This is a genomic window from Mesorhizobium sp. M1E.F.Ca.ET.041.01.1.1, from assembly GCF_003997355.1.
Classification (GTDB): Bacteria; Pseudomonadota; Alphaproteobacteria; order Rhizobiales; family Rhizobiaceae; genus Mesorhizobium.
Genome location: NZ_RZSL01001132.1, coordinates 1 through 796 on the forward strand (window position 1 = coordinate 1; position 796 = coordinate 796).

A 796-nucleotide genomic window follows, 5' to 3' on the forward strand; every position below is an offset into this window, starting at 1 on the left:
CGCCGAACTGGTCAAGCTGGACATTGCCGACCATTCCGCCGTCGCGGCCTTCTGCCGGGAGAAGAAGGTCGATCTGGTCGTGGTCGGCCCGGAGGGTCCGCTGGTCGCCGGCATTGCCGATGATCTGCGCGCCTGGGGCATCCGCGTCTTCGGTCCGTCCAAGGCGGCGGCGCGCCTCGAGGGCTCGAAAGGCTTCACCAAGGACCTTTGCGCGAAATTCAACATCCCGACGGCAGCCTATGGCCGTTTCAGCGACCTTGCCTCGGCCAAGGCCTATGTCGAGAAGACAGGCGCGCCGATCGTCATCAAGGCCGACGGGCTCGCCGCCGGCAAGGGCGTCACCATCGCCATGACGCTGGAGGAGGCGCTGGCCGCGCTCGAGGCCTGTTTCGAAGGTGCTTTTGGCGTCGCCGGCGCCGAGGTCGTCGTCGAGGAGTATCTGACCGGCGAGGAGGCGAGCTTCTTCTGCCTCTGCGACGGCGCGACCGCGCTGCCCTTCGGCACCGCGCAGGACCACAAGCGCGTCGGCGATGGCGATATCGGCCCGAACACCGGCGGCATGGGCGCCTATTCGCCGGCGCCGGTGATGACGCCTGAGATGACCGAGCGCACCATGCGCGAGATCATCGAGCCGACCATGCGCGGCATGGCCAATATCGGCGCGCCTTTCGCCGGCATCCTCTTCGCCGGGCTGATGATCACCGACCAGGGGCCGAAGCTCATCGAATACAACACCCGCTTCGGCGATCCCGAATGCCAGGTGCTGATGATGCGGCTGAAGGACGATCTTCTCGTC

At 66.6% G+C, this 796-nt stretch carries 1 protein-coding gene; it reads left to right on the plus strand.

The window, feature by feature from the left end; genetic code table 11:
• Window positions 1–796, plus strand: a 796-nt coding sequence (gene purD / locus EOA38_RS37895; protein ID WP_127301614.1) for a phosphoribosylamine--glycine ligase, incomplete at both ends; no start/stop codon positions are given.